The organism is Pseudomonas sp. JAI115, from assembly GCF_014200835.1.
Taxonomy (GTDB): Bacteria; Pseudomonadota; Gammaproteobacteria; order Pseudomonadales; family Pseudomonadaceae; genus Aquipseudomonas; species Aquipseudomonas putida_A.
The window spans coordinates 176,739-198,039 of sequence record NZ_JACHCY010000009.1 but is presented as its reverse complement, the minus strand read 5'-3'; the positions used below and the strand labels follow the sequence as shown (position 1 = coordinate 198,039).

At 60.3% G+C, this 21,301-nt stretch carries 17 protein-coding genes; 8 read left to right on the top strand and 9 right to left on the bottom strand.

The features are described from left to right. Positions 1 to 17 precede the first annotated feature (17 nt). The 3 genes from HDC30_RS20265 to HDC30_RS20255 form a co-directional block, all read right to left on the bottom strand. Positions 18 to 764, bottom strand: coding sequence for a 2OG-Fe dioxygenase family protein (locus HDC30_RS20265; RefSeq protein ID WP_003220699.1), 747 nt, complete (start codon positions 762 to 764; stop codon positions 18 to 20). 231 nt (positions 765 to 995) lie between these two features. Further along, positions 996 to 2,282, bottom strand: coding sequence for an OprD family porin (locus tag HDC30_RS20260; RefSeq protein WP_027611233.1), 1,287 nt, complete (start codon positions 2,280 to 2,282; stop codon positions 996 to 998). A gap of 296 nt (positions 2,283 to 2,578) precedes the next feature. Next, positions 2,579 to 3,247: a DsbA family protein gene (locus HDC30_RS20255; protein ID WP_183784595.1), complete on the bottom strand. Its 669-nt coding sequence runs from the start codon at positions 3,245 to 3,247 to the stop codon at positions 2,579 to 2,581. 256 nt (positions 3,248 to 3,503) lie between these two features. Between HDC30_RS20255 and HDC30_RS20250 the strand changes: the two genes are divergently transcribed. Then, positions 3,504 to 5,597, top strand: a complete 2,094-nt coding sequence (locus HDC30_RS20250; RefSeq protein ID WP_183784593.1) for a TonB-dependent siderophore receptor — start codon at positions 3,504 to 3,506, stop codon at positions 5,595 to 5,597. 186 nt (positions 5,598 to 5,783) lie between these two features. Here HDC30_RS20250 and HDC30_RS20245 read toward each other — a convergent pair whose 3' ends face one another. The 3 genes from HDC30_RS20245 to HDC30_RS20235 form a co-directional block, all read right to left on the bottom strand. Then, positions 5,784 to 5,996: a hypothetical protein gene (locus HDC30_RS20245; protein ID WP_007961849.1), complete on the bottom strand. Its 213-nt coding sequence runs from the start codon at positions 5,994 to 5,996 to the stop codon at positions 5,784 to 5,786. A 245-nt stretch (positions 5,997 to 6,241) separates the two neighbouring features. Further along, the gene (gene aguA / locus HDC30_RS20240; protein WP_007961848.1) at positions 6,242 to 7,348 is read right to left on the bottom strand and encodes an agmatine deiminase; all 1,107 of its coding nucleotides are present in this window, start codon (positions 7,346 to 7,348) and stop codon (positions 6,242 to 6,244) included. 226 nt (positions 7,349 to 7,574) lie between these two features. Beyond that, on the bottom strand, positions 7,575 to 10,487 hold the full coding sequence (locus HDC30_RS20235; RefSeq protein ID WP_183784591.1) for an aminotransferase: 2,913 nt from the start codon (positions 10,485 to 10,487) through the stop codon (positions 7,575 to 7,577). A gap of 146 nt (positions 10,488 to 10,633) precedes the next feature. Here HDC30_RS20235 and rfbC point away from each other — a divergent pair, with 146 nt between their 5' ends. The 4 genes from rfbC to HDC30_RS20215 are packed head-to-tail and all read left to right on the top strand — an operon-like array spanning position 10,634 to position 14,864. Beyond that, positions 10,634 to 11,179, top strand: coding sequence for a dTDP-4-dehydrorhamnose 3,5-epimerase (gene rfbC / locus HDC30_RS20230; protein WP_103368291.1), 546 nt, complete (start codon positions 10,634 to 10,636; stop codon positions 11,177 to 11,179). A gap of 42 nt (positions 11,180 to 11,221) precedes the next feature. Next, a complete protein-coding gene (locus HDC30_RS20225; protein ID WP_027611227.1) occupies positions 11,222 to 13,030 on the top strand; it encodes an ATP-binding protein in 1,809 nt (602 codons plus the stop codon). Next, positions 13,027 to 14,412, top strand: a complete 1,386-nt coding sequence (locus HDC30_RS20220; protein ID WP_096796713.1) for a sigma-54 dependent transcriptional regulator — start codon at positions 13,027 to 13,029, stop codon at positions 14,410 to 14,412. Before HDC30_RS20225 ends, HDC30_RS20220 begins: the two co-directional genes overlap by 4 nt. After that, on the top strand, positions 14,409 to 14,864 hold the full coding sequence (locus tag HDC30_RS20215) for a YiiD C-terminal domain-containing protein (RefSeq protein WP_183784589.1): 456 nt from the start codon (positions 14,409 to 14,411) through the stop codon (positions 14,862 to 14,864). Before HDC30_RS20220 ends, HDC30_RS20215 begins: the two co-directional genes overlap by 4 nt. A 146-nt stretch (positions 14,865 to 15,010) precedes the next feature. Here HDC30_RS20215 and cysQ read toward each other — a convergent pair whose 3' ends face one another. Both cysQ and nudE read right to left on the bottom strand, forming a co-directional pair. Continuing rightward, on the bottom strand, positions 15,011 to 15,838 hold the full coding sequence (gene cysQ / locus HDC30_RS20210; RefSeq protein ID WP_183784587.1) for a 3'(2'),5'-bisphosphate nucleotidase CysQ: 828 nt from the start codon (positions 15,836 to 15,838) through the stop codon (positions 15,011 to 15,013). An 11-nt stretch (positions 15,839 to 15,849) separates the two neighbouring features. Continuing rightward, complete coding sequence (nudE, locus tag HDC30_RS20205; protein WP_047600934.1) at positions 15,850 to 16,416, bottom strand: ADP compounds hydrolase NudE; 567 nt, start codon at positions 16,414 to 16,416, stop codon at positions 15,850 to 15,852. An 88-nt stretch (positions 16,417 to 16,504) separates the two neighbouring features. On the opposite strand from nudE, the gene yrfG reads away from it, so the two are divergent. After that, a complete protein-coding gene (yrfG, locus tag HDC30_RS20200) occupies positions 16,505 to 17,167 on the top strand; it encodes a GMP/IMP nucleotidase (RefSeq protein WP_183784585.1) in 663 nt (220 codons plus the stop codon). Between the two features lie 94 nt (positions 17,168 to 17,261). Here the strand turns inward: yrfG and lysM are convergent, their stop codons facing one another. Further along, complete coding sequence (gene lysM, locus HDC30_RS20195) at positions 17,262 to 17,702, bottom strand: peptidoglycan-binding protein LysM (RefSeq protein WP_027611221.1); 441 nt, start codon at positions 17,700 to 17,702, stop codon at positions 17,262 to 17,264. Positions 17,703 to 17,890: 188 nt separating this feature from the next. On the opposite strand from lysM, the gene fdhD reads away from it, so the two are divergent. Together fdhD and HDC30_RS20185 are read left to right on the top strand one after the other, a co-directional pair. Beyond that, positions 17,891 to 18,730 carry a formate dehydrogenase accessory sulfurtransferase FdhD gene (fdhD, locus tag HDC30_RS20190; protein ID WP_097086916.1) on the top strand — a complete coding sequence of 280 codons (840 nt, stop codon included), beginning with the start codon at positions 17,891 to 17,893 and terminating at the stop codon, positions 18,728 to 18,730. Next, on the top strand, positions 18,727 to 21,075 hold the full coding sequence (locus HDC30_RS20185) for an FdhF/YdeP family oxidoreductase (protein ID WP_183784583.1): 2,349 nt from the start codon (positions 18,727 to 18,729) through the stop codon (positions 21,073 to 21,075). Before fdhD ends, HDC30_RS20185 begins: the two co-directional genes overlap by 4 nt. Positions 21,076 to 21,301 lie beyond the last annotated feature (226 nt).

Sequence of the window (21,301 nt, the reverse complement as noted above, 5' to 3'; positions counted from 1 at the left end):
CGATTGGGGTGATCTGATTAGCGAACAATGTCGAAAGCGGTCCCGGGCCGCGAGAAGGAAATCGCCAGAATCTGCCGGTACGCCATGGCATGCGTGTGGGTGTTGCGCGCCGGAGTCACGTAATGGCGCATGTCGCGATCAAGAAAGTACGTGGTGTCGAGGATTTCCTTGTAGGTGGTCGACGCCAGTTGATGCTCGTGAACATCGTACAAACGGCTTTCCGCGCCCTCGACGTTGTTGCGCCCCCAGAAGTGCACACCACTGAACGGATAGCCGTCGCAGTGAATCCCTTCCGGGGTGATTTCCAGTTGCTTGCCGGGTTTGATCTCGATGCGGATCTGATGAATCTGGCACTGCCAAATCTCATCGTGCAATTCTTCCGGCAACACGCTTTTGTACACTTCAAAATCGGTGTCGATCAGGCTGCGCATTACCGGCGAAGTGATCACTTCATCAGAGAAGTCCTGAAAGTGCCGCACAACACCGCCCACGTAGGCGTTGTTCTCTTTCGACTGCACGTACGCGCGATGCTCGAGTTGCTTCAATTCACGTGTTTTCGGGTTGTACTCAAAGTCGCTGTAACGACGGTAACGCATGCCGGCTTCGGCCTGACCGTAGTAACTGTCTGGCTCCATGTTTTCCCAACTTTTGGTCAGTCTGACGAAGTCGGCAAAATGACCGTAGAGATTGAAGTCACCACCCTGGACGTTGACATATTTGTCGCGCCGTAGCGATTCGCCCACTTCTCTGTTCAAAACGATCATTACCAAATTCTCCGCTGCGTTGAGCGGCCTAATCTATTAGGTGGAGAATTTGCGTCCATGAGAAAGAATTTCAGGCATTTAAAGCCCTGCTTGAAACGGTACTTGAAGACGCTTCAAAACAACTTTTACGTGACAAAAAAACGGGTTTTTTACGGTTTTTGCGAAAAAGACGTCGAAAAAAAACCCCGAACCAGTCGGGGTTTTCTCATGTTTCTTACACCGGATCGTTCATCAGAAGATGTTGATCGGGTAGTCCACGAACACACGCACTTCGTTGCCGCTGCTGTTGTAGTCGGCGGATTTCTGCGACACGCGCAGAATCGAGCTGCGCAGTTTCACGCTAAGGTCTTTCGCCGGACCGCTTTGTACGACGTATTTGACCTGGTTGAAGATCTCACGCTCGGTGCCGCCACTGCTGGTGTCGGTGGTGATGTTGTCGCCACGCACGTAAGCAAAGTTGTAGCTCAGGCCAGGTACGCCAAAGGCACCGAAGTCCAGGCCGTAGCCCAGTTGCCAGCTGCGCTCGTCTTCAGCGTTGAAGTCCGACCAGTACGAGTTGGCCAGGTAAATGGTGTTGCCACCGTCGCCCTGACGACGACCATCGTTCTGATAACCGCCGTACGGATAACCCAGGTTGCTGTCACCGGTACTGCGCTGGTGCGCCACGGTGAACGAGTGCGGGCCGGTGGCGAATGTGGCCGCCAGGCTCCAGATCTTGTTGTCCTGGCCGCCGGTGTTCTTGATGTCGGCATAGGACTTGTCGAGCTTGGTGCGATAGCCGTTGAAGTCCAGGGTCAGGGACTGATCCTTATCGATCGGGAACACGTAGTTGGCGTTCACGTACTGCTTCTTCATGACGTCTTCAACGTCGGAAGCGTACAACGCCGCCTTGAACTGTTCGGTGAACTGGTAGCTACCGCCCAACACGTTGATCGACTTCAGACCACCGCTGTCACGGCCTTCAGCGCTTTTACGCGATTCGGCGGTGAAACGACCGGCGTCCAGTTGCAAGCCTTTGATCTCTTTGGAGGTGATCAAGGTACCGGTGTAGCTTTCCGGCAGCAGACGCGAGTTGTCGTAGTTCAGCACCGGCAGGGCCGGCATCTGGTCGCCGTAGGTCAGCACGGTGTTGGACACGCGGAATTTGACCGCAGCGCCACCCTTGGACAGGTCGTCAGCCGCATTGCCGCTGTCACCCTGTTTGAAGAAGTCGATACCACCGGCGCCGCTGCGGCCCTTGCCGCCATCCAGACGCAGTGCGTAAAGACCGAAAGCATCGACACCCACACCCACGGTGCCTTGGGTGAAGCCGGAAGAGAACGTACCGATGGCCGCCTGGCCCCACTCGGCTTTGTCCGGGTTACCATCTTTGTAATCACGATTGATATAGGCATTGCGCAGCAGCACTTTGAGGCTGCTGTCTTCTACAAAACCCTTGGACTCGGCTTGGCCGTCAGCCATTGCCGAAGTGGCACTCAACATCCCCAGTGCGATCAGACTGATTCGCTTGTTCAACATTTTGTTTTCCTTATTACGGGTTGAAACGCGCTGTGTCGAACGGCTGAAACGGCGCTATTGCACTCTTTTTTCACCCCGAAACAAAAAGACCCGCCCACGGCAAAACCGTGTCGGGCCCTTTTATTATTTTTGAGTCATGGCGGTTGGCCACAGGCGTTGGGCCGAATCGTAGCCGCGCCCTCAATAATGTGTCAATTTCAAGAATCGTCTTTAAATAGGTAAAAATCGTCTAAGAATCGTAAATTTTGCGATAGCGCATTGCTCGGAAATACGCTCAGCCAGTGAATCCAGTTCGATTACGCACAGCCGTCGATACCGCATTGCGCGGCGGATTGCCCCGGCTCAACCGCGACCACCGCTTGCCCCAACCAGTCGGCGAAAGCCTGTGGTTTGCCAAGCCATGGGCTGATGTCGATCAAGGTGAACTGCCCGTCCCGCTCAAGCGCCAACGTCGGAAATCCCTGGCCGCCCAGTTGTGCCAAGAGTTCGCGGCTGGCTTTTACATGCGCTGTCGTATCAACGGATTTAAACGCAGCCGCAAAGGTGTCCTCGCTGTAGCCCAACTCCCGGGCGAGTTCGAAAAGTACGGATTCATCGGCAATCCGCCGTCCTTCCACGTAATGCGCCGTCTGCAAACGTCCGAGCATCTGCAAACCGCGACCGTCGATGGACTCTGCCGCCATCACCGCCGCAATCGGCGGCGTCGAATCGAAAACCGCCGAGTGATCACGCAGCAGACCCTCGAAATACGCTTCGCCAAAGGGTTGTCCGGTGTATTCGGCAATGCGCCGATCGTGGGGCATGACGTAATCGCGCAATTGCGGCGAAACTTGCTGGCGATTCGCACCGCTCATCATTCCGCCCGCATGGGCGACGACCGGCAGTACTTGCTGCGCCGCTTGCACCAGCGGTTTGGCACCGTAGCACCAGCCGCACAACGGGTCGTAGATGTAATGAAGGATCATGGGAGAACTCCGGCAGCAAAGTAGAAAAATTCGATGCCGGCAGACTATTCCTACGCGTGTTGGGGAAAAACGCCGGAATGGCTCTCAGACTGTTTCGAGAAACGGTCGAATGGATCGACCGGTCAGGATGTATCGAAATCGACATAAATTGAAACAATCTGACAGGGGAACTTCTCAGGAATAAATTACGGGAGCAAATGCAAAGCATTACCATTCGCGCGTTTTAATTTCCTCACCCTTTCGGATGCGCTTTTCCATGCCTGCCACGTTCCGCCTCACACCTGTCACTCTTGGATTGTCTGCCTTTCTGTCCAGCGGTTTTGCTTACTCCGCCACCGAACTGCCCGCCACCGCGATCAGCGCCGAAGAACAAGCCGAGGACCCGCGCGTCAAGATCAGCAACACCGCGACTCGCACCTCCACCCCGGTGCGTTACGTGCCGCAGGCCATCGACTCGATCAAGACCGCGAACGTCGCCGACTACGGCACCAATGACATCGGTGACGCCCTGAGCGGGATTCCCAACGTCAGCAGCAGCGCCGACACGCGCTTCGACAGTCTGCGTATCCGCGGCTTCGACGCCAGCAACGACTTCTATCTGGACGGCATTCGCGACGACAGCCAGTACAAGCGCGACCTGCACAACATCGAGCGGGTCGAAGTGCTCAAAGGTCCGGCGGCGGTACTTTACGGCCGTGGCAGCCAGGGCGGGATCGTCAACCGCGTGAGCAAGCTGCCCGAGTTCGGCCGTCGTTCGACCATCGAAGCCCAAGGCGGCAGCGACGACCTGCGCAGCCTGTACGCCGACCTCAGCACCGACCCCAGCGAAAACCTCAGCCTGCGCCTGAACATGGGCAACATGGATGAAAACAGCTTCCGCGACGGCGTCAGCGGCAACCGCCAGCTGTTCGCGCCGTCGATGAGCTGGCAACTGACCCCAGACTTGAACTGGCTGGTGCAATACGAATACAGCCGCTACAACCGCACACCGGATCGCGGCATTCCCGGTGTGAATGGCCGCCCGGCGGATGTCGGTCGCGACACCACCTACGGCAACGATCACGATTTCATCGACGACAAGGCGCAGTCCCTGCGCTCGAAACTCACCTACGAGATCAACGACAACTGGCAGCTGCGCCAGACCCTCGGCGTGTTCAAGCTCGACAGCGATTTCGACAACACCTACCTGACCAGCTTCGATCCGAAAACCAACAAGGTCGCGCGCCAGCACTGGCAGCAGGATCTGACCACCCGCAACGTCTACAACAACCTTGAGCTGGAAGGCGGTTTCGATACCTTTGGTCTTGAGCATCGCCTGCTGACCGGCGTCGAGATCGGCAGCCAGCGCCGTGATCCGAAGTTGTACAACGCCGCGACTGGCAAGACCCCAGGCGCACAACCGGTGCCATCACTTGACCTGTTCAACCCCAACCGCGAGCTCCGTCACACCGGCAGCATGCAGGTGTTCAGCGACAGCCACACCGAAGTCGAAAGCCGCGCGGTGTACGTGCAGGATCAGTTGCGTCTGAACGATCAATGGCAACTGCTGGCCGGCTTGCGCTACGACACGTTCGATATCGAGTCGACCAACCAGCTCAAGAACCTCACTGAGGATCGTGACAGCCACAGCACCAGCCCGCGCTTCGGGATTGTCTGGACGCCACTGCAGAATCATTCGTTCTATGCCTCGTGGTCGAAGACTTTCTCGCCCGTTGGCGGCGGCCTGATCGGCATCACCCCGGGGGCTGCCGGCAATAGCAACGACTTGAGTCCGGAGCTGACCAAACAGAAAGAAATCGGCGTGAAAAGCGACTGGCTGGATGATCGCTTGAGCACCACCCTGGCGGTCTACGACCTGGAACTCTACAACCGCCGCACCAGCGACCCGAACGATCCGACCCTGACCGTCATGACCGGTCTTCAGCGCTCACGGGGTGTGGAGCTGACCGCCACCGGCAAATTGGTCGGCAACTGGTACATGCGCGGTGGCGTCGGCGTGCAGGACACCACCATCGAAAAGGATAACAACGGCCTGGAAGGTAAACGCGTCAACAACGTGGCCAAACACAACGGCAGCCTGTTTCTGACCTGGAAACCGGAGATGGGCTGGTACGGCGAAACCGGTCTGACCCTGGTCGGCCAGCGTTATGCCGACAACGCCAACACCACCGTGCTGCCGGGTTACGGCCGCTGGGATGCGCTGGTCGGCTATCGTTTCAAGGACTGGAACTTGCGCGCGGCACTGAACAACATCACCGACCGCGAGTATTACGCTTCGGCCACCAGCCAATATCAGATCCAGCCAGGCGCACCGCGCAGTGTGGTGATGACCGGTACTTACAGTTTCTGAATGCACACAAACCCTGTGGGAGGGGGCTTGCTCCCGAAGGCGTCGTGTCAGGCAACACCATCGTCACTGACTGATTGCATTCGGGAGCAAGCCCCCTCCACAGGTTCAATGTTCGCAATGGTTTCCATCGTGCATAAAAAAGCGCCGCCATCCCGGCAGCGCTTTTACCAATCCCTGTTGTTTTTCTTATCCTTCCATCACAGCCCATAACGCTTCCAGTTCGGCCTCGCTGAACAGGCCAGCGGGGTAGCGCTCGATCATCATCCGGCGCGGATCAGGTTCCCTGATCTGACGCGTTCCATTGGACTTCAAAAAGTGCGCGACAATCTGGAGCGATTCGCCGTTGACGGCCATGGGATGCAAAGTCCGCTCGCTGACTACGTTCACTTCGGCGTTCATTTCAGCGCTCTCTCCCCGTTCGTGAGCGGCTAAGTTATCCAAGGTATATGACAGAACTGTTGAAGTTCCCCCCTCTCCCTAGTGCACTTTGTCCGATACAAGAGCTATGCCAAGGTTTCCGATTTGTCGACAGGCGGATACAAACAAGCCCGCGGTCCAACAGGGCCGCGGGCTTGTTTGAATGTGTAGCAAGCTAATCTTTGCCTGGCCGATTTATGAATCAACTCAAGCTGTTACGTCTCAACTCACTCTTTGTGCGGGGCTGGCTGTTGTTGGGTAAGGCAGTGGATATTGCCGCCGCCCAGTAACAGTTCACGGCCCGGCACCATCACCACTTCGTGTTGCGGGAACAGCTTCTGCAGGATTTCCCGCGCAGGCGCGTCCATCGGATCGTCGAAGCTCGGCGCGATGATGCCGCCGTTGACGATCAGGAAGTTCACGTAGGAACCGGCCAGGCGCACGGAAGGGTTGCGCTCCTGCGTACCGTCGACCGGATCGACACCGGCGCACTCCTCTTCGGTCGCGTACAGCGGCCCCGGAATCGGCATCTTGTGCACCGTGAACGGGCGCCCCTTGGCGTCGGTGCTGCTTTGCAGCACGTTCATCGCCGCCTGGCAGCGCGGGTAGTTCGGATCCTGCGGATCGTCGGTCCACGCCAGCAGCACTTCGCCCGGGCGCACGTAGCAGCAGAAGTTATCCACATGACCGTCGGTTTCGTCGTTGAACAGACCATCCGGCAGCCAGATGATCTTATCCACAGACAGATTGTCACGCAGCACCGCTTCGATCTCTTCGCGGCCCAGGTGCGGGTTGCGGTTGTGATTGAGCAGGCACTCTTCGGTAGTGATCAGCGTGCCTTCGCCGTCGACGTGAATCGAGCCGCCTTCCAGCACGAAACCTTCGGTGCGATAACGCGGGCTGCGCTCGATTTCGAGAATCTTGCCACCGACCTGCGAATCACGGTTCCACGGCGAATACAGACCGCCTTCAAAACCACCCCAAGAGTTGAAGTCCCAGTTCACACCGCGCACTTCGCCGCTGTTGTTGATGACGAATGTCGGGCCGGTGTCACGTACCCAGGCATCATCGCTGGACATCTCGACCACGCGGATATTCGGCACGTCGAGACGTGCGCGTGCGTTCTCGTACTGACCGGCCGACACGGCAACCGTCACCGGTTCAAAACGGGCGATGGCCTTGGCCACTGCAACGTGCGCGGCCTGCGCCGGCTTGCCACCCAGGCGCCAGTTGTCCGGACGCTCAGGCCAGATCATCCAGGTCTGGGTCTGCGGCGCCCACTCGGCCGGCATGTAGAAGCCATCGTCACGCGGGGTACTTTTCAAAGTGGTCATCGGATCAGGACTCCAGGGAACCGTCGAAGGTTTGCAAAGCGATGGCGACTTTATAACCGATAAATATCGGCATTAAAAGCTAACAAACATCCAGACATCTAAAATCACACAACTATTATCGATATAAATCTGAATCTCTGTAGGAGCTGCCGCAGGCTGCGATCTTTTGATTTTGTAAAGCCAGATCAAAAGATCGCAGCCTGCGGCAGCTCCTACAGGGTCTGGTTTAGAGACCTTCCTCAAGCACGCGATCCAGCATGTCGACAAAGAAGTCGACGCTGCGGCGCGAGGTGACCATCGGCGGTTTGATCTTGAGAATGTTCAGGTCATCCCCGGTCGGTTGCATGAAGATCCCCAGCTCGCGCAGGCGATCGCACAACAACGTGGTCTCCTCGGTGGCCGGCTCCAGCGTCTCGCGGTTGCGGATCAGCTCCACCCCCAGATAGAACCCGGAACCATGTACCGCGCCCACCAGCGGGTGTTTATCGATCAACGCCTCCAGCCGCGTCTTGAAATGCCCGCCAACCACCTGGGCGTTTTCCCAGAGCTTTTCTTCCTCCATCACATCCAGCACCGCCATACCGACCTGGCAGCTCACCGGACTGCCGCCGGCCGACGAGAAGAAATAGCCTTCAGCTTCCAGCGCCTCGGCGATTTCCCGACGCGTAATAACGGCGCCGAGCGGCTGGCCGTTGCCCATGCCCTTGGCCATGGTGATGATGTCCGGCACCACGCCCTGCTCTTCGAAGCCCCAGAAAAAGTGACCCATGCGCCCGTAACCGACCTGGACTTCGTCGGCGATGCACACCCCGCCCTGGGCCCGCACCAATGCGTAAACCTGCTTCAGATAACCGGGCGGCAGGGAAATCCCGCCGGCGTTGCCGTACACCGGTTCACAGATGAAACCGGCCAATTGGCGATCCTGCGCGGCGATATGCGCCAGTTGCGCTTCGACGCTGCGTACATAGTCCGGCGCCGAATCGAGGCCGCGAAACTCGCCACGGTAGGTATTCGGCGCGGTCACCGGGTGCACCCAGTCCGGGCGGCTTTCCAGCGCGCGCGGGTTGTCGGCAACCGAGGTCGACACCGCATCGGCCCCGACCGTCCAGCCGTGATAAGCCTCCAGCACGCTGAGCATGTCGCGCCCGCCGCTGTAGGCCCACGCCAGACGGATCGCCAGGTCGTTGGCTTCGCTGCCGCTGTTGACCAGAAACACCCGGTCCATGCCTTCCGGCGCCAGCTTCAGCAAGCGTTCGGAAAACTGCGCCACGGCTGCATAGTTGAAGCGCGAGTTGGTGTTGAGCAACGACCACTGTCGCGCCGCCACTTGGGCCATGCGCGGATGACCATGGCCGAGCACCGCGACGTTGTTGAGCATGTCGAGGTAGGAACGGCCCTGCATGTCGATCAGGTGATTGCGCCAGCCACGCTCGATGCGCGGCGGGTCGACGTAATAATGTTTTTGCGTGCGGGCGAAACTGGCGTCGCGCCGTTCGAGCAAGGTTTTGGCGTCCAGCTCCGGCTCGGCATCGCAGGACAGCCCCAGCAGTGCTGCCGGCGACGGGCACAACGCCTGCCACGCCGCAGCGCGCGAAGGGCTGCAGAACAACGGCGCATCCAGCGATGCAACGCGGCTCACCTGCACAATCAACGGGCCTCTGACCGCACCCAGCACCTGACCTTTGACCAGCGCCGCGCCGCTGTGCAGCGAGGCGCTCACGCCCCTCAGCCGCACGCTGAGCTGCGGTCCGTCGAGTTGCAACACACCATCCGCCGCGTGATGCAGCACACCGGCAAACGGCGCTTCCACCGCCGAGCCCTGCGGCACGCGCAACTCAACGTGCAGCGGGAACGTCTCCGGTTCGACGGCACTGTCTACTCGCGTCTGCGACAAGCGATATTGCCCGTAACGACTGGCCGCCAGGCCATGCGCGGCCGCGGCTTCAGTGAGCAGTCGTTGATCGATACCCTCCTGCTCCCAGTTGCCCGCCTCGAAATGCGGACTCAGGACGCCAAGGTCGATCAGCGCAAATTCGCGCCCGACCAGCTCTGGCAACAGTGGCGCAAAACCCTCGCTGCCGACCGTCGGCAGACGCTGGCCGACTGACGTGAGGATCGCCGCTTCCATCAGCGCCAGGGGTACAGAAGTGGCCACGTGGAAAATTTCCCATTCGTGGCCAAGGTTGTCGCGGCTATAGGTATTACCCGGGTCGATGCTGACCTGTTGCTCGCCACTGAGCACCAGCACCGCCGCCCGCGCCACGATCAACGGCCACAACGCCAACAGCTCATCATGTTGCAGCGGATTGACCGCGTGATAGGCCTGCACCGCCGGCAGAATCACAAACGGATCACCGCCGGCATGGTGCAGCAGCGCCGCGCACGTCACCGACAGATCGGTGATACGCCAGGTGCGGACCAGATCACCGAAGTCGATCACGCCTTGCAATTGCCAATGACGCTTGGCATCGCGTTGCCAGACGGCGTTATCGTCGGTGATGTCCATGTGGATCGCCTGCACCGGCAGCTTGTCCTGCAACGGCTGCAAGTGACGTTCGGCCTGTTCGGCGGCTTGCGCGATCAAGGCGCGCTGGCGCTCATCCTGAATCACCGGCAGCAGATGGCTGATCAGCGCACTGGCGTGGCGCGCGTCCCATTGCAGCGTGCGCTGAAGGCCCGGGTGATCGAAGCCGGCCAGGGCCAGGTCCATCTCGCCACACAACCGACCGAATCCGGCCACCACGTCATGGCCCAAATGCTCAAGATGAGTCAGCGGCTGACCTTCGATGTAGTCCAGCAACCGCACGTGCACCGGCTCGCCGTCGGCTTCCAGCGACAACAGATCCTCGCCGTTACTGGCCGGGATCACTTTGGGCACGTGCACCGACGAGTGCTCGGCAAGGTACTTGAGGCCTGCATGCTGAGCCTGCAACTCCACAAGTGCATAATCGCCGCGGCAGATTTTCAGGACAAAGCGCCCACGCTCACTGTCGACCCGATAATTCAGGTCCTGCTGACTGCCCAGCGCCTGTAGCGTGCCGCTGAGCCCGTAATGCTCGGCCAACCACTGCCGGGCCTGCGCTTCAGAAACCTGCGGGCTGGGCAAACTGGCGCGATGAATCAACGTGGCGAGCGGCATGGGACGACCCCTGAGATTTTATCAGGTGCCTATATCGCCATTGCTGCAGTGGATGCGCAACCCCCGACCGGAGATATTCAAGCGCTCGCATCCGCCGGCACTTTGCGCAAGAATGTCGGCCATTCACCCCTATCTGGAAAAACCTCATGAATGTAATCACCACCGATCTGCCCGGTGTTCTGATCATCGAACCCAAGGTATTTGGTGACGAGCGCGGCTTCTTCTACGAGAGTTTCAATGCCAAGGCGTTCCAGGATGCAACCGGTCTGGACACTCAATTCGTTCAGGACAACCATTCGCGCTCGCAGAAAGGCGTACTGCGCGGCCTGCATTACCAGCTGCAAAATACCCAGGGCAAACTGGTTCGCGTGACCGCCGGTGAAGTGCTCGATGTAGCCGTGGACATCCGTCGCAGCTCGCCGCACTTCGGCAAGTGGGTTGCCGTGCGACTGTCGGCTGAAAACCACCGTCAACTGTGGGTTCCGGAAGGCTTTGCCCATGGTTTCGTGGTGCTGAGCGAATTCGCCGAATTCCTCTACAAGACCACCAACTACTACGATCCATCGTCCGAACGCAGCATTCGCTGGGACGATCCTGCTTTGGGCATCGACTGGCAACTGGACGAAGCGCCGAAGCTGTCGGCCAAGGATCAGGTCGGTGCCTTGCTCAAGGACGCTGACGTCTTCGCCTGAGCCTAGGCATAATGCGCCTGTTCACTCAGGCGCATCCGGCTCATGAAACCTACCCTTCCCCGCAGACCCCGCTGGCGCAGCCTCGCCCTGCTGGCGCTGTGCCTGGCGCCGCTGCTGTGGCCGCTGGAGCATCTGGCCGAGCGCTATTACCGCAGCGAACTGGCCGGGCAAAACCGCCAGACCCTCGACCTCTACGTCGCCAACCTGCTGGGCACCCTGCACCGTTATGAAGTATTGCCGCAGATCCTCGGCGACCTGCCGGCCCTGCGCGCCGTACTCGGGGCGCCGGACGACGGCGTCACCCAAGGCAATGCCAACCGCCTGCTGAAAAACATTGCCGCACAAACTGGCGCCGAAGTCATGTACCTGATGGACACCAGCGGCCAGACCCTGGCGGCGTCGAACTGGGACAAACATGACAGCTTTGTCGGACGCAATTTCGCTTTCCGTCCGTATTTCAGCGAAGCCATGGCTGGGCGTCTGGGGCGTTTCTTCGGCCTCGGCACCACGTCGGCCAAACGCGGTTATTTCTTCGCCGCCGCAGTGCGCAACGGCGAAAAAATCATCGGCGTGCTGGTGATCAAAGTCGACCTCGATCACACCGAAAGCCTGTGGGGCAAAACCCCGGAACAACTGTTGGTGACAGACCACAACGGCGTGGTGATTCTCACCTCGCGCCCGGAATGGCGCTTTCGTTCAACCCGCATTTTGAGCGACACCGAGCGCTCGGCAATCACCGCCATCCTGCCTTATCCGACCCGCGAGCCACGTCCGCTGAACCTCAGCGACAGCGCCTGGCTGACCCAAACCGTCGATATCGCCGAAACCGGCTGGAGCGTCAGTATTCTTGCCCCGCGCACGCTGATAGATCGTCCGGTGCGCACCGTGGTCGCAATCGGCGGCGCCACGCTGTTGGTGGTGATGCTGTTGCTGGGGCTGATGATGCAGCGTCGCCGGCATTATCTGGAACGCATCGCCTTCGAGGCCAAGGCCCGGCGTGAACTGGAAGGTCGGGTGGCCGAGCGGACCAGCGATCTGGAAGGCCTCAACCGCCGACTCAAGCAGGAAGTGCTGGAGCGCGAACAGGCCCAGCAGGAACTGGTGCGCGCTCAGGACGATCTGGTCCAGGCCGGCAAACTCTCGGCGCTAGGCACGATGTCGGCGAGTATCAGCCACGAACTCAATCAGCCGCTGGCGGCGATTCGCAGTTACGCGGAAAACGCCGAAGTACTGCTCGATCATCAACGCACCGACGACGCCCGTGGCAACCTCAAACTGATCAGCGAGCTGACCGGGCGCATGGCCTCGATCATCGCCCACCTACGTGCCTTCGCCCGCCGCGACCGCCATGCCCCGGAAAGCGTGGCCCTGCAACCGGCGCTGGACGATGCGCTGGCATTGCTGGCCAAACGGCGCCGCAGCATGGAAGTCGAACTGATCCGCGACCTGCCCGCCGCCACGCTGTGGGTCGAGGCCGGGGAAACCCGTTTGCGTCAGGTGCTCGGCAATCTGCTGGCCAACGCCCTCGATGCGCTGACCGAAAAAGGCCCGCCGCGCAAACTGTGGCTGAGTGCCGAATCCACGGCCGAGGGCGTCAATCTGTACATTCGCGACAACGGCCCGGGCTTTTGCATGGAAGCCCTCGGCCGCGCCAGCGAGCCCTTCTACACCACCAAGACCCGCACTCAGGGCCTTGGCCTGGGGCTGGCCATCTGTGAAACCCTGATGCGCGCCTTCGGCGGTGAACTGTCGTTCGCCAACCACAAGCAAGGTGGCGCCTTGATCACCCTGCGGCTGCGCGCCGGTGCGCCCGGGGTCAGCCTGCAACCGTCCGAGGATCGAAGTGCATGACCATCGACAATCGCATTCAGGTGGTGTTGATCGACGACGATCCGCACCTGCGTCAGGCCCTCGGCCAGACCCTGGACCTGGCCGGGCTGAAAATCCTTCCGCTGTCCGAAGCCAAAGGTCTGGCCGGGCAACTGGAGCGTGACTGGCCCGGCGTGGTGGTCAGCGACATCCGCATGCCGGGCATGGACGGCCTGGAGCTGTTGAGCGAATTGCACGCTCAGGATCCGGAGCTGCCGGTGCTGCTGATCACCGGCCACGGCGATGTGCCGCTGGCGGTGCAGGCGATGCGTGCCGGCGCCTATGATTTTCTGGAAAAACCGTTCGCCAGTGACGCGCTGCTCGACAGCGTGCGCCGCGCCCTGGCCCTGCGCCGGCTGGTGCTGGACAACCGCAGCCTGCGCCTGGCCCTGAGCGATCGCAACGAACTGAGCGCACGACTGGTCGGCCACTCGGCGCCGATGCTGCGCCTGCGCGAGCAGATCGGCGCGCTGGCGGCGACCAAAGCGGACGTGTTGATCCTCGGTGAAACCGGCGCTGGCAAAGAGGTCGTGGCCCGTGCGCTGCACGATTTGTCGAGCCGGCGCAACGGCCCGTTCGTGGCGATCAACGCCGGGGCGCTGGCCGAATCGGTGGTCGAAAGTGAGCTGTTCGGGCATGAGCCAGGCGCGTTTACCGGCGCGCAGAAACGCCGGATCGGTAAGTTCGAATTCGCCAACGGCGGCACGCTGTTCCTCGATGAAATCGAAAGCATGAGCATGGACGTGCAGGTGAAACTGCTGCGCATGCTGCAAGAGCGCGTGGTCGAACGTCTGGGTGGCAATCAGTTGATCCCGCTGGACATCCGCGTCATCGCCGCGACCAAGGAAGACCTGCGTCAGGCTGCCGATCAAGGGCGTTTTCGCGCCGACTTGTACTATCGATTGAACGTTGCACCGCTGCGCATTCCGCCACTGCGCGAACGCGGCGAAGATGCGCTGGTGCTGTTCCAGCATTACGCCGACGAAGCCAGCGCCCGACATGGCTTGCCACCGCATGAACTGCAGCCGGCCCAACGCGCCTTGCTGTTGCGCCACACCTGGCCGGGCAATGTGCGCGAACTGCAGAACGCTGCCGAGCGCTTCGCCCTCGGTCTGGAACTGGCGCTGGATAACAGTGGAAACGAAGGCGGCGGCACCAGCGTGGAAGTCATCAGTGGTGGCCTGAGCGAGCAAGTGGAAAATTTCGAGAAGTCGTTGATTGCCGCCGAGCTGGCGCGCTCGCACAGTTCGGTGCGCAGCCTCGCCGAAGCCCTGGGTATTCCGCGCAAGACCCTGCACGACAAACTGCGCAAGCACGGCTTGAATTTCGCCGACAGTAACGCCAATGGAGACGAAGCCGAATGAGCCGCGACAGTCACTATCTGGAATCGGTGCTGCATCACGACATTCCCCTGACCCGCGAGATGGGCCTCAAGGTCCTCGCCTGGCACGAGCAGCAGTTGAGCCTGCACCTGCCGCTGGAGCCGAACGTCAATCACAAAAGCACCATGTTCGGCGGCAGTCTCTACTGCGGCGCGGTGCTGGCGGGTTGGGGCTGGCTGCATCTGCGCCTGAAAGAAGAAGGCATCGAAGACGGGCACATCGTGATTCAGGAAGGACAGATCAGCTATCCGCTGCCCGTGACCGGTGATGCCACAGCGATTTGTCCGCCACCGGAAGCGGCGGTCTGGAAGAGGTTTCTGGCGATGTATCAGCGTTATGGGCGCGCACGGTTGACGCTTAATACGCGGATCGTCAACGCCGGCAGTGATGAGGATGCAGTGACGTTCATCGGCCAGTACGTTCTGCACCGCTGAGTCTTCGTGATGCAGCGATCATTTGTGGCGAGGGGATTTATCCCCGATCGACTGCGCAGCAGTCGCAATTCATGTCGTACGTAGAGTGGGGCCGCTACGCGGCCCATCGGGGATAAATCCCCTCACTACAATGCGATGTGCAGGACTCAGGAGCGAGCCAGCTCCAACAGTCTTGAACGCCACGCCGCTTTCGCCGGCAACGCCAGAAAGAACGCATTGAGCAGTGATTCCCGCGCCGGATAACAGAACGCTTCGCCCTGCAGATCCAACACTTCGCCGCCAGCACCTTCGAGCACGCCCTGCGCCGCAGCGGTGTCCCATTGCGACGTCGGCGCCAGTCTTGGGTAGCAATCCGCCGCTCCTTCGGCAAGCAGACAAAACTTCAACGAACTGCCGATGTTTGCCAGTTGCAACTCGCCCAGACTGGCGCTCAAACCGGCGAGCAGACGTTCCTGCTCCGGACTGGAGTGTCGACGGCTCGCCACCACGGTGAACGCTTCACCGGGCGCGAGCGCGTCACGCACCTGAATCGCCACCGGCGAACCACCTTTGTCCCCACGCCACGCGCCGAGACCGGCTCCGCCGACATAGAACCGGCTATTGGTCGGCATCGTCACCACGCCAAACACCACCCGCCCGTTTTCGATCAGGGCGATGTTCACGGTAAATTCTTCACTGCCGCTGATGAACTCCTTGGTGCCATCCAGCGGATCCACCAGCCACCAGCGCTGCCACCCGGCGCGCACGCTCTGCGGAATGTTGGCGTCTTCCTCGGACAGAATCGGAATACTGGAGTCCAGCGCGGTCAGCCCGGCGACGATGACATGGTGCGCGGCCATGTCCGCTGCGGTCACCGGTGAATCATCGGACTTGGCGGTGACCTCCACGCCAGAGCGCCAGAACGGCAGAATCGCCTCGCCAGCCTGCAATGCCAGCTCAACCACCGGCGCCATCAACGGATGGGAAAACTTCATCGACATCTCACTCATGACTGAAAGAACCCGCGCTGCGTCAGCAGATCACGCGCCAGATACAGCGCCGCCAGGGCACGGCCTTCGGTAAACTGGGGGTTTTGCGCCAGCGCCGCCAGTTCACGCAGGTTGACCTTGTCGACGCGCATCGGCTCCGGCTCGTCGCCCTCCAGACGCTCCTCGTACAAATCGGTGGCCAACACCACCTGGATCTTCTGGCTCATGTAACCGGGCGACAGCGACAACTCGGTCAGATGTTCCAGCTGGCGCGCGCCGAAACCGGCCTCCTCCTTGAGTTCACGCTCGGCCGCTGCCAGCACATCTTCACCCGGCTCGATCAAGCCTTTGGGCAGGGACAGTTCGTACTCGTCAGTGCCGCCGCAGTATTCCTCGACCAGCACCGCGTGTTCGCTGTCGAGCATCGCCACAATCATCACCGCGCCATAACCCGCGCCTTTGCCGACCAGACGCTCGTAAGTGCGTTCCACGCCATTGGAAAAACGCAGCTTCAGTTCTTCGACGCAAAACAGACGACTGGTGGCGACAATCTCGCGGGCGAGTACAGTGGGTTTCTGGCGCATGCAAAGCTCCTTGGCGTGAACGCGCTACTATAACGCGGCTTTCCCGATTGTTTGTGTCGGATATCTTTCTACCGCTCGAGACGTTGCCATGCCTTCTTTACCGTGGTCTGACATCGATACCGTCCTGCTGGACATGGACGGTACCCTGCTGGATCTGCATTTCGACAACCATTTCTGGCTGGAACACCTGCCGCAACGCTACGCCGAACTGCACGGGGTGAGCCGGGCCATGGCCGAGATGGAATTGCAGCCGCTGTTCGAGCGCCATGCCGGGCAGCTGCAGTGGTACTGCCTGGATTTCTGGAGCACCGAACTGAAACTCTCGGTGCGTGAACTGAAACTGGAAACCGCGCACCTGATCGCGCTGCGCCCGGATGCCGACACCTTTCTGCAGGCGATCAAAAAGGCCGGCAAACGGGTGATCATGATCACCAACGCGCACCGCGATTCACTGTCGTTGAAACTGGAACGGATCGAACTGGCGCCGTACTTCGAGCGGCTGATCAGCTCGCACGATTACGGTTTCCCCAAAGAGAATCCGCAGTTCTGGGATGCCTTGCAGGCGGATATCGATTTTGATCCGGCACGCAGTCTGTTCATCGACGATACGTTGCCGATTCTGCGTAGTGCGCGGGAATTTGGCGTGACGCATTTGTTGGCGGTGAAAGAGCCGGACAGTCGCAAGGGGCCGAAGGACACGGCTGAGTTTGCGGCGGTTGAAGACTACCGCGATTTGATTCGGGGTCTCTGATTTCCTGTAGGAGCTGCCGAAGGCTGCGATCTTTGATTTTAAGAAGCAAGATCAACAGATCGCAGCCTTCGGCAGCTCCTACAGGAGTTGTGAGTTATTCCGGGATACGCAGGGTCTGGCCCGGGTAGATTTTGTTTACATCCTTGAGCATTGGTTTGTTGGCCTCAAAGATCTTGTTGTACTGATTGGCGTTGCCATACACCGCGAGGGAAATCGCACTGAGGGTGTCGCCTTTTTTCACCACGACAAAACGTGCGGCAGCCACAACCGGCCCGGTCACGGTGATCTGATCATCAACACTGCCCACGCCTTCGATGTTACCCACCGCCAGCAGAATTTTTTCCTTCTCCTCCTGACTTGCAACTTCACCGGTGACCGTCACCTTGTCACCGTCCACGGTTGCCTGAACATTCGGGTTGCCCAACCCGACCTTGCTGATATGTTCCTTCAACTGTTCGCTGGCATTGGCATTACCCGGGGTCAGCAGGTCGATCAGCTTTTCACCGGCCTCTTTCACAAAGCTCAACAGACTCATAGCGCACACTCCTTGATTGGGATTCCAGACGTCCAAGCCTAGACCACACCAGACCAACCCGGTTCCGGGCCGACCAATGACCCGGCAGCCGCTTGATCGACGCCATCTATCAATAGATCGACAGTACCGATTAGACGCGACAAGTTGCCGCGCCTAGTCTTAGCGTTGATCAATCCGTCGGTGATGCCATGAACGCCAAGCGCCCAACTTGCGCGGCGCCTGCAATCGAAACACCCGCGCCCGCCGCCAGCCAGACCTACAGCTACAGCGATCTGCCCCTTGTGGAATCGGCCAGCACCGCGCTTGCCGAGGAAGTCGCGTTGGCGATTGCCTACAACGGCATCAGTCAGGCGGTGATGCTGGTGACGCCGAGCGATCTGGAAGACTTCATCGTCGGTTTCAGCCTTGGCAGCGGCATAATCGAAGACGCCAGCGACATTTATGACCTGCAACTGACCGGCGCGGGCTCGGCGCAATACGCGCAGGTGACCATCGCCAACCGCGCGTTCTGGAACCTCAAGCAACAGCGCCGACAACTGGCCGGCACTAGCGGTTGCGGGCTGTGCGGCGTCGAGGCGGTGGAACAGGCCTTGCCTGACCTCAAAGTGTTGCCCGGCGCACCGTTACCGCCCGCTGCCTGGCTCGACGGCCTGCGCCAGCGCATCGGCGCGTTCCAGCCGCTCGGTCAGCACTGCGGCGCGGTACACGCGGCGGTGTTCATGAACGCCAGCGGTGAATTGCTGCTGGGCCGTGAAGACATCGGCCGGCACAACGCCCTCGACAAACTGATTGGCGGGCTGATCCGCCAGAAGATTTCCACAGAAGGCGGCCTGGCGATTGTCACCAGCCGTTGCAGTCTCGAATTGATCCAGAAAGTTTTACGCGCCGGCATCCAGACTCTGGTCAGCCTGTCCGCGCCCACGGGCCTTGCCGTGCAATGGGCCCGTCGCCACAACCTCAATCTCATCCACCTGCCGCAGAAGAATGCGCCGCGGGTCTACAGCCCAGCGATGGAGAATCAAGCGTGAGCCAACATCATCAAGCCGACCAGAAACCTGTCCCGCGCTACAAACCTTACAAAGGTGCAGCCGGCGGCTGGGGTGCCCTGATCAGTGTGGCCCAGGCCTGGTTGACCAGCGACAACGCGCTGAAAAACCTGCGCATGATGCTCAAGACCAACCAGAACGGCGGTTTCGACTGCCCGGGCTGCGCCTGGGGCGATTCGCCGGAAAGCGGCATGGTCAAGTTCTGCGAGAACGGCGCCAAAGCGGTGAACTGGGAAGCGACCAAGCGTCGGGTGGACAGCAAGTTCTTCGCCAAACACAGCGTGACCTCGTTGCTGGAGCAGAGCGACTACTGGCTTGAATACCAGGGCCGCCTGACCGAGCCGATGGTCTACGACGCCGAGACCGACCGCTACAAACCCATCGCCTGGGACGATGCCTTTGCAATGATCGGCAAACACCTGCAAGCGCTGTCGAGTCCGGATCAAGCCGAGTTCTACACCTCGGGCCGTGCCAGCAACGAAGCGGCGTACCTGTATCAGCTGTTCGTGCGCGCCTACGGCACCAACAATTTCCCGGACTGCTCGAACATGTGCCACGAGGCCAGCGGTGTGGCGTTGGCGCAGAGCGTTGGCGTCGGTAAAGGCACGGTCACCTTCGACGACTTCGAACACGCCGATGCGATTTTCGTCTGGGGCCAGAACCCCGGCACCAACCACCCACGGATGCTCGAACCGTTGCGCGAAGCCGTGAAGCGTGGCGCACAAGTGGTGTGCATCAACCCGCTGAAAGAGCGCGGTCTGGAACGTTTCCAGCATCCACAGCACCCGCTGGAAATGCTCACCAATGGCGACAAACCGACCAACACCGCGTACTTCCGTCCGGCACTGGGCGGCGACATGGCGGTGCTGCGCGGCATGGCCAAGTTCCTCTTGCAGTGGGAACGCGATGCGCAGAAGGCCGGTGAACCTGCGGTGTTCGATCACGACTTCCTCAATGCCCACAGCACCAACGTGTTGGAGTATCTGGGCGTGGTCGATGACACGCCGTGGGAGCAGATCGTCGCGCAGTCCGGCCTGACTCTGGTGGAGATCGAGCAAGCGGCGCGCATGTACGCCAAAGGCAAGAACGTCATCATGTGCTGGGCGATGGGTATCACTCAGCATCGCCATTCGGTGCCGACTATCCAGGAAATCGCCAACCTGATGTTGCTGCGCGGCAACGTCGGCAAACCCGGCGCCGGCCTGTGTCCAGTGCGCGGTCACAGCAACGTGCAGGGCGACCGCACCATGGGCATCAACGAGCGTCCACCGGTGGCGTTCCTCGATTCACTTGAGCGGCGCTTCCAGTTCAAGGTGCCGCGTGACAACGGGCACAACGTGGTCGAGGCCATCCACGCCATGGCCGAGGGCCGCGCCAAAGTCTTCATCGGTCTGGGCGGCAACTTCGCCCAGGCCACGCCGGACAGCCCGCGTACCTTCGCGGCGCTGAGCAATTGCGACCTGACTGTGCAGATCAGCACCAAGCTCAACCGCAGCCATCTGGCCCACGGTAAAGACGCACTGATCCTGCCGTGCCTGGGTCGAACCGATATCGATATCCAGGCCGAAGGCCCGCAAGCGGTCACCGTGGAGGACTCGTTCAGCATGATCCATGCCTCCAATGGCCAGCTGCAGCCGCTGTCGAACCAGATGCGCTCGGAACCGGCGATCATCGCCGGCATCGCCGCCGCCACGCTGGGCAGCAAACCGGTGGACTGGAACTGGTTGGTGGCCGATTACCGGCGCATCCGCGACCTGATCGCCGATACCATTCCGGGCTTCAAGGACTTCAACGAGAAGGTCAAGAACCCGGGCGGTTTCTACCTCGGCAACAGTGCCGGTGCACGCAAGTGGAACACCCCGTCGGGCCGGGCCAATTTCCGCGCGAACATGCTGCCCAAGGATCTGGTGCACGAGCGCACCCGCGCCACCGGGCAACTGCCGGATCTGATCCTGCAATCGATGCGCTCCCACGATCAGTACAACACCACGATCTATGGCCTCGACGACCGTTATCGTGGGGTCAAGGGTCAGCGCGATGTGCTGTTCGCCAACGAGGCCGACATCATTCGTCTGGGCTTCCGCCCGGGGCAGAAGGCCGACATCGTGTCGATCTGGGACGATGGCCTTGAGCGTCGGGTGAAGGGCTTTACCTTGCTGGCGTTTGATATTCCGGCGGGTCAGGCAGCGGCTTACTACCCGGAAGTGAATCCGCTGGTGCCGCTGGAAAGCACCGGGGATGGCAGCCATACGCCGACATCGAAGTTCATTGCGATCCGGCTGGAGGCAGCAAGCGAGACAGGGTTGATCATGGCCAAATCTGCGTAAAGCGTTGCCTGGACTGACCCCTTCGCGAGCAAGCCCGCTCCCACATTGGAATGCATTTCAAATGTGGGAGCGGGCTTGCTCGCGAAAGCGGTGGCACATTCAACAAAAATCTTTGTACCCTGCACCCTTCCAACGCCCACAAAAAAGGCCGCTTTTTCACAAAAGCGGCCTGTCCGAAGTAGCTAAAGACCGGCGAAAATCGCTTAAGTTCCGCATACAAAACAGC

Bases quoted from the DNA above. Each gene is read 5' to 3' on its own strand.
- HDC30_RS20215 (WP_183784589.1), top strand. From the start codon at position 14,409: ATGAGCCGCGACAGTCACTATCTGGAATCGGTGCTGCATCACGACATT.
- HDC30_RS20260 (WP_027611233.1), bottom strand. From the start codon at position 2,282: ATGTTGAACAAGCGAATCAGTCTGATCGCACTGGGGATGTTGAGTGCC.
- HDC30_RS20235 (WP_183784591.1), bottom strand. From the start codon at position 10,487: ATGCCGCTCGCCACGTTGATTCATCGCGCCAGTTTGCCCAGCCCGCAG.
- HDC30_RS20245 (WP_007961849.1), bottom strand. From the start codon at position 5,996: ATGAACGCCGAAGTGAACGTAGTCAGCGAGCGGACTTTGCATCCCATG.
- cysQ (WP_183784587.1), bottom strand. From the start codon at position 15,838: ATGAAGTTTTCCCATCCGTTGATGGCGCCGGTGGTTGAGCTGGCATTG.
- yrfG (WP_183784585.1), top strand. From the start codon at position 16,505: ATGCCTTCTTTACCGTGGTCTGACATCGATACCGTCCTGCTGGACATG.
- HDC30_RS20225 (WP_027611227.1), top strand. From the start codon at position 11,222: ATGAAACCTACCCTTCCCCGCAGACCCCGCTGGCGCAGCCTCGCCCTG.
- HDC30_RS20220 (WP_096796713.1), top strand. From the start codon at position 13,027: ATGACCATCGACAATCGCATTCAGGTGGTGTTGATCGACGACGATCCG.
- rfbC (WP_103368291.1), top strand. From the start codon at position 10,634: ATGAATGTAATCACCACCGATCTGCCCGGTGTTCTGATCATCGAACCC.
- fdhD (WP_097086916.1), top strand. From the start codon at position 17,891: ATGAACGCCAAGCGCCCAACTTGCGCGGCGCCTGCAATCGAAACACCC.
- aguA (WP_007961848.1), bottom strand. From the start codon at position 7,348: ATGACCACTTTGAAAAGTACCCCGCGTGACGATGGCTTCTACATGCCG.
- HDC30_RS20265 (WP_003220699.1), bottom strand. From the start codon at position 764: ATGATCGTTTTGAACAGAGAAGTGGGCGAATCGCTACGGCGCGACAAA.
- nudE (WP_047600934.1), bottom strand. From the start codon at position 16,416: ATGCGCCAGAAACCCACTGTACTCGCCCGCGAGATTGTCGCCACCAGT.
- lysM (WP_027611221.1), bottom strand. From the start codon at position 17,702: ATGAGTCTGTTGAGCTTTGTGAAAGAGGCCGGTGAAAAGCTGATCGAC.
- HDC30_RS20255 (WP_183784595.1), bottom strand. From the start codon at position 3,247: ATGATCCTTCATTACATCTACGACCCGTTGTGCGGCTGGTGCTACGGT.
- HDC30_RS20250 (WP_183784593.1), top strand. From the start codon at position 3,504: ATGCCTGCCACGTTCCGCCTCACACCTGTCACTCTTGGATTGTCTGCC.